Genomic DNA, 6,121 nt, shown 5'->3' on the forward strand with positions numbered 1-6,121 from the left:
AAGCTTCTCTAAGCTATATCCTTGTTTTCTAAGTTCATAGATCTGAACTTTATCTTCATAACTCAATTTCATAATAAAACACCCCAAAAGTTAGATTTTTTCTGTCTAACTTTTGGGGTGCAGTTCAATTTAGGATAGCTTCTTGGTTCTTAGATTTGTTCAGCGATGACCTTTTCAGCTAGATTCATAGCGTGGTCAGATACACGAGTATAGTGGGAAATGATGTCGATAAAGTTGACCCCAGCTTGTGTTGAACACTCGCCCTTGTTGAGGCGTTTGATGTGGGTCTTTCTGAGAACACGTTCCATATTGTTGATTTCTTTATGGCGTTCAATCAGACTTTGAGCTTTTTCAATATCATTGTTTTCCACGCTGTCAAGGGCATCTTTGATAAAACCAGTGGTCTTTTGATAGATATCAGCTAATTCCTGTAAAGCAGCTTCAGAGAACTCAACGTTTTTACGTTGAAGGTAGTCAGTCAGGTTGATTAGCGCTTCTGCGTGGTCCCCAATCCGTTCCAAATCGCGGGATGAATCCAGGATGTTGGTCAGCACTTCACTTTCTTTCTTGCTAAGGGCTTCACTTGAAAGAGTAATAAGGTAACGAGTCAATTTTTCATCAATGGTATTGATGGCTTCCTCTGTCTTGTGTCCTTTTTCAGCAACCTTTTCATTAAGGTCAATGATGTAGTTGTATGAAAGGTCAAAGGCTTTGGAAGCATAATTTCCCAAGTGAAGGAGTTCTTTCTTTGCATTTCCGAGAGCGATTGATGGAGCTTGTTTAATCAAATGCTCATCGAGATAAAGTGGCTCGTACTTGACAACTTCATCTTCACCAGGGATAAGCTTGGTTACAAAGTAGGCCAAGGCTCCGATGAATGGAAATTGTACAATGGTGTTACTTACGTTAAAGGCACCGTGAGAGAAGGCAATGGTCATCTCAGGTGAGAGGTGAAGGAGTGCCTGGAAGTACTCAATCATAGATGTAAATGGACCTAATAAGATTAAGCAAAGGATAGTTCCTAATACGTTAAAGGTGACGTGGGTTGCAGCAACGCGTTTCGCAGAGATATTGGCTCCAGCTGCCGCGATGATAACGGTTAGGGTTGTCCCGATATTATCCCCGAAGAGAACAGGTAGAGAACCTTTAAGGTCAAGGAATCCACCTGCATAGAGACCTTGCAAAATCCCGATTGTCGCAGAAGAAGCTTGAATGAGGACGGTAATCACTGCACCGGCAAAAACTCCTAATACAGGATTTTGTCCCAAGGTTACCATATATTCCTTGAATTGTGGTAAATCTTTAAGAGGACTCATACCGGCACTGATGAGGTTGAGAGCATAGAAGATTCCCCCTACACCAAACAAGATACGCCCGATATTGTTTGCTGTTCTGTTTTTGGTAAAGAAGAGGAACATGGTTCCAAGGAAAATCAAGGGTAAAGCATACTCACCAAGCTTGAAACCGATGATAAAGGAAGTAACTGTGGTTCCGATGTTGGCTCCCATGATAATTCCGATAGCCTGTCTAAGAGTTAGAAGACTAGCGCTGACCAGTCCAACCGTGATAACTGTGACCCCTGTACTTGACTGAATCAGGGCAGTCACGACAATCCCTACTAGAACACCTAAAAAGGGATTGCTAGTATACTTATCAATGTAAAAACGAAGGCGATCTCCAGCAGCTTGTTGCAAACCGTCTCCCATGGTCTTGATACTATATAAGAATAGTCCCAGACCACCTAAAAAGTGAAATAAAATTTCCTGCCAATTAATGGACATTTCTTTTTCCTCCGAAAAATAATAACGGAATTTCTCCTATTCTATTTTAAAGGATAAAAGTAAATCTAACAAGTGTTAAGCTAAGATTTTAGAAAGAAAATTCGTTAGAATGGACCTTGATTATATTAATTTTACCAATTTCTAACCTAGATATAGGTATTTCCTTTTATATATTGACATTTAAAAGAAATATTTTAAAATGAGGGAGGAATTATCTTGGTCCCTGTGATTGGGATAAAAATTTTATAAAGAAAGTTAAGCGCTTTCTTTTATGCAACAAAATCAATCTTTTAGGAGAAGAAAATGAAGAATCCATTTTTTGAAAGACGTTGTCGTTATAGTATTCGTAAGTTATCAGTAGGAGCCTGCTCGCTAATGATTGGTGCTGTTTTATTTGCTGGTCCAGCCTTGGCTGAAGAAACTGCAGTTCCTGAAAATAGCGGAGCCAATACAGAGCTTGTTTCAGGAAAGAGTGAGCATCCAACTAATGAAACTGACAAGCAGCATGAAGGAGAACATGCTAGAGAAAATAAGCCAGAAAAAGCAGAAGGAGTAGCGACAGCATCTGAAACTGCTTCGCCAGCAAGCAATGAAGCTGCAACTACTGAAACCGCAGAGGCAGCTAGCGCAGCTAAACCAGAGGAAAAAGCAAGTGAGGTGGCTGCAGAAACACCATCTGCAGAAGCAAAACCTAAGTCTGACAAGGAAATAGAATCAAAGCCTGAAGCAACTAGCCAAGGGGATGAGTCTAAGCCAGTAGCAGAAGCTAATAAGACTGAGAAAGAAGTCCAGCCAGATGTCCCTAAAAATACAGAAAGAACATTAAAACCAAAGGAAATCAAATTTAATTCTTGGGATGAATTGTTGAAATGGGAACCGGGTGCGCGTGAGGATGATTCCATCAATCGTTCCTCAGTTGAACTAGCCAAGCGCCATAGAGGCCAGTTGGTGAACGAAAAAGCAAGCAGAAGAGCCAAGGTTCAGGCGCTAGCAAATACCAACTCAAAGGCTAAAGATCACGCTTCTGTTGGTGGAGAAGAATTCAAAGCCTACGCCTTTGACTACTGGCAATACTTGGATTCAATGGTCTTCTGGGAAGGTCTCGTTCCAACTCCTGACGTTATTGATGCAGGTCACCGTAACGGGGTTCCTGTATATGGTACACTCTTCTTCAACTGGTCTAATAGTATTGCAGACCAAGAAAAATTCGCTGAAGCTTTGAAGCAAGACCCAGATGGTAGCTTCCCAATCGCCCGTAAATTGGTAGACATGGCCAAGTATTATGGTTATGATGGCTATTTCATTAACCAAGAAACAACTGGAGATTTGGTTGAACCTCTTGGAGAAAAGATGCGCCAGTTTATGCTCTATACAAAAGAATATGCGGCAAAAGTCAACCATCCAATCAAGTATGCTTGGTACGATGCCATGACCTATAAATATGGTCGTTACCACGAAGATGGTCTAGGTGATTACAACTACCAGTTCATGCAAAAAGAAGGTGACAAGGTCCCTGCGGATCAATTCTTTGCCAATTTCAACTGGAATAAGGAAAAGAATGACCACTCTGTAGAAATGGCAAAATGGCTGGAACGTAGCCAATATGATGTCTTTGCAGGATTGGAATTGCAACAAGGTGGTTCTTATAAGACAAAAGTTAAATGGGATGCCCTCTTAGATGAAAAAGGCAAGTTACGTTTGTCACTTGGACTCTTTGCACCAGATACAATTACCAGTCTAGGAAAAACAGGTGAAGACTACCACAAAAACGAAGATATCTTCTTCACAGGTTACCAAGGAGATCCGACAGCTCAAAAACCAGCGGATAAAGAGTGGTATGGGATTGCTAATTTAGTTGCAGACCGCACACCAGCAGTGGGTCGGACCTTCACTACCTCCTTTAATACAGGACATGGTAGAAAGTGGTTTGTAGATGGCAAAGTTTCTAAGGATTCTGAATGGAACTACCGTTCTGTTTCAGGTGTCTTGCCAACATGGCGCTGGTGGCAGACTTCAACGGGTGAAAAACTCCGTGCAGAATATGATTTTACAGATGCCTATAATGGAGGGAACTCCCTTAAATTCTCAGGTGATGTAGCTGGTAAGACGGACCAGGATGTAAATTTGTATTCTACTAAACTAGAAGTAACGGAGAAAACCAAACTTCAGGTTGCCCACAAGGGAGGAAAAGGTTCGAAAGTTTTTATGGCCTTTTCTACAACTCCAGACTACAAATTCGATGATGCAGATGGATGGAAAGAACTGACTTTATCTGATGACTGGACGAATGAAGAATTCGACCTTAGTTCATTAGCTGGAAAAACCATCTATGCAGTCAAACTCTTCTTCGAGCATGAAGGAGCTGTAAAAGATTATCAGTTTAACCTAGGTCAATTAACAATTTCAGACAATCACCAAGTACCACAAGCGCCTACAGGCCTTTCTGTCGTGAAACAATCTCTTAAAAATGCCCAAGAAGCTGAAGCAGTGGTCCAGTTTGCGGGTAATCAAGATGCGGATTTCTATGAAGTCTACGAAAAAGATGGGGATAACTGGCGTTTGTTGACAGGTTCATCTGCTTCAACCATCTACTTGCCAAAAGTTAGCCGCTCTGCTAATGCGACTGGTACGACTCAAGAATTGAAAGTCGTTGCAGTTGGTAAAAATGGCCTTCGTTCAGAAGCGGCGACGACATCCTTTAACTGGGGGATGACAGTTCAGGATACGACTCTCCCAAGACCTTTGGCTGAAAATATTGTTCCAGGGGCAACGGTTATCGGTAGCACTTTCCCGAATACCGAAGGTGGAGAAGGTATTGAAGGTATGTTGAACGGTACCATTACCAGTCTTTCAGACAAGTGGTCTTCAGGACAATTGAGCGGTAGTGTCGATATTCGTTTGACTCAGCCACGTACAGTTGTCAGATGGGTGATGGATCATGCGGGAGCTGGTGGAGAATCTGTAAACGACGGTTTGATGAACACCAAAGACTTTGACCTTTATTATAAAGATGCGGATGGTCAATGGAAGTTGGCTAAGGAAGTCCGTGGTAATAAAGCGCACGTTACGGATATCACTCTTGACAAACCAATTACTGCCCAAGACTGGCGTTTGCATGTCATTACATCTGATAACGGAACACCTTGGAAGGCCATTCGTATCTACAACTGGAAGATGTACGAAGCCTTGGACACAGAAAGTCAAAATATTCCAATGGCTAAGGTAGCTGCTCGTTCACTTGGAAACCACCAAGTTCAACTAGGCTTCTCTGATGTTCCGGCAGGCGCAACCATCACCGTTTACGACAAGGCTGATTCACAAACACCAATTGCAACCTTGAAGACTGAAACTGGAGGTGACTTGACAACAGCTCCATTGGGCTTTGACAAACAACCAACTCTCCTCTACTATCGTACCCAACTACCTGGCAAAGAAATCAGTAACACCTTGGCAGTAGCGATTCCGCAGGATGAAAGAAAAATTGCTGCGGTTAGCCTTGAAAAAGGACCTAAAAAGACAGTTTATAAAGAAGGAGAAAAACTGGACCTCAGAGGCGGAACACTCCGTGTTCAATACGAAGGGGGACAAGCCGACGAGCTGATTAACCTTACTCACTCAGGTGTGACGGTATCTGGATACGACGCTCATCAAAAAGGGGAACAAAACCTAACACTGCAATACCTTGGTTTACCAGTGTCAGGTGATCTGAAAATCCAAGTGACAGGACAAGATGAAGGAAAACCAAAAGAAGTAGCGGGCTTGTATATTACTAAGAAACCAAAAACAGACTACCTAGTAGGAGATCAACTGGATCTCTCTGAAGGTCGCTTTGGTGTTCTCTATGATGATGAGACAGAAGAGGCTCACAGTTTTACTGATGAAGGTGTTGAAATCACGGGCTATGATGCTCAGAAGACTGGACGCCAGACCTTGACTCTGCATTACAAGGGGCACACAGCTGAGTTTGATGTCTTGGTTTCTCCAAAGGCTGCAGTTAATGATGAATACCTCAAACAAGAAATCACTGCTGTCCAAGGTCGTCAGTCAACCCTTGCCTATACCTTCTCAAGTGAGGACAAACAAGCTGTACTAGTAGAGAAACTCAATGCAGCTAAAGCTGTTGCAGAAAACCATGATGCCAGTCAAGAAGAAGTCAACCGGGCTTTGAATGAGTTGAAACAAGCAGGGACAGACTTGGATGGAAATCAACGTTATCAAACTGCTAGAGAAGAATTGGAAGGCTTGCTTGAATCTGTCCGTAAAAAAGATCCTAAAACCGAGTTGATTGAACAAGCAGAAACTTTGTTGGCTTCAGAGATGCCAACTCCACAAGCTTTTGC

Annotated in this window: 2 protein-coding genes and 1 pseudogene; 1 reads left to right on the plus strand and 2 read right to left on the minus strand. The window is 42.4% G+C overall.

Annotated features, from left to right (window positions below; genetic code table 11):
• Both PAN06_RS12655 and PAN06_RS12660 read right to left on the minus strand, forming a co-directional pair.
• Window positions 1-72 (minus strand): annotated as a pseudogene (locus PAN06_RS12655) (transposase); the annotation flags it as partial.
• Between the two features lie 77 nt (window positions 73-149).
• On the minus strand, window positions 150-1,781 hold the full coding sequence (locus tag PAN06_RS12660; RefSeq protein WP_269796496.1) for a Na/Pi cotransporter family protein: 1,632 nt from the start codon (window positions 1,779-1,781) through the stop codon (window positions 150-152).
• A gap of 303 nt (window positions 1,782-2,084) precedes the next feature.
• Between PAN06_RS12660 and PAN06_RS12665 the strand changes: the two genes are divergently transcribed.
• A partial coding sequence (locus PAN06_RS12665; protein WP_269796497.1) for a bacterial Ig-like domain-containing protein occupies window positions 2,085-6,121 on the plus strand: 4,037 nt, incomplete at its 3' end.

This window comes from Streptococcus sp. SM3 (genome assembly GCF_027497875.1).

Excerpts from the sequence above, each read along its gene's own strand:
- PAN06_RS12660 (WP_269796496.1), bottom strand. The coding sequence starts at position 1,781 with ATGTCCATTAATTGGCAGGAAATTTTATTTCACTTTTTAGGTGGTCTG.